This is a genomic window from Mesorhizobium sp. M7A.F.Ca.CA.002.15.2.1 (assembly GCF_003998715.1).
Lineage (GTDB): Bacteria > Pseudomonadota > Alphaproteobacteria > Rhizobiales > Rhizobiaceae > Mesorhizobium > Mesorhizobium ciceri.
This window is the reverse complement of record NZ_RZPI01001031.1, coordinates 1-1,195: the sequence shown is the minus strand read 5'-3', so window position 1 is coordinate 1,195 and position 1,195 is coordinate 1. Positions and strand designations below refer to the sequence as shown.

Sequence of the window (1,195 nt, the reverse complement as noted above, 5' to 3'; positions counted from 1 at the left end):
GAGACAGCTCGACTACAAGGACCTGCAGGATGCGATCGGCGGCGAGCCGATCGAGGTTGCGATCGCCAATCCTGAAACCGAGCGCAAGATCAAGCACGAGGTGCTCGACATCTTCTACGATGCCGACCTCTTGCGCCAGCGCAGCAGGCGATTTCTCGGCCGTGCGTGCTGGCTTCTCAGCCACGGACGCAGCTTTGTCAGTCTTGCACCGGTCGACGCGATCGAAGCCGACGCGAGGTCACATCAGGAATGGATCGACAGATCGAAGCCCTCGCTGGCACAGACGAAATCGGGCAACGGCGATTGCTTCAAACTGCTCCGATACGGCCCGGCATCCTGACTCCCGGCGGGACCGGTCGATTTGGAAGTCAGTCCCCCACACGTTGCAGCGTGCCGAGATGATTGTCGTCGAGAAAACCTACAGTCATGGCCGACGCCTTGCCGTCAGCGCCGACCACGAAACTTACACCCGAGGGGCTGTCCGGCGTCTCCGCGTCGGGGAAGGTCAGGAAAAGATCACCGTCGAAATGCCTCAATGAATAGGACCGGCCGGCGGCCGGGCCCACCTTGAGTACAAGGTCGTCTCCCGCTTTCGACACAATCGCGTCGCCGATGAAGTCGTTGGCGTACCGGCCAGCATAGACACTGCCCGGCCCGGCTCGCCGTGACGGAGACGGCGGCGCGGCGTAGGCGGCCTTGGCCGCCGCGACCACCGGACCGAACAGGCCCGCATAGATATCATTCCACGCCTTGACCCAGTCCTTCTCGACCTTACCGTCGAAGACGAGATCGGCGAAGCTGTCGGACAATCCCTCCGGCAGGCCAGTCGGAAAGGCGTTGGCGACGATGACTATGCCCAGCTTCTCCTTTGGGAAGACTGTCACCAGGGTACGCGCGCCGACGCTGAAAGCGCCGGCGTGGCCCCAGCTCAGGCCGTGTCGGCCGAATTCGACATTCCAGCCGAGGCCGTAGAACGATGCGCCGCCGGAGACGGGGTTGTTGCCGCGCGATATCAGCGGAACATGCGTCTGGCTTAGCGCATCGGCGGCAATCAGTGTCTTGCCGGCATAAACGCCGTTGTGGAGGATGAGGCGCACCCATTGCGAGAGGTCACGTGCCGTAGAGCTGACGCCGCCGGCGGGCGCCTGCGCATCCGGATCGCGCTCTATCCTCGCTGCCCAGGCGCCATCGACCT

At 63.5% G+C, this 1,195-nt stretch carries 1 protein-coding gene and 1 pseudogene; one reads left to right on the top strand and one right to left on the bottom strand.

All coding sequences use genetic code 11. From position 1 onward, the window contains the following. Positions 1–340, top strand: a pseudogene (locus ENZ74_RS32285) (hypothetical protein); the annotation flags it as partial. A 28-nt stretch (positions 341–368) separates the two neighbouring features. On the opposite strand, the gene ENZ74_RS32280 reads toward ENZ74_RS32285, so the two are convergent. Next, the coding region (locus tag ENZ74_RS32280; RefSeq protein ID WP_127313310.1) for a serine hydrolase at positions 369–1,195 on the bottom strand (827 nt) is incomplete at its 5' end.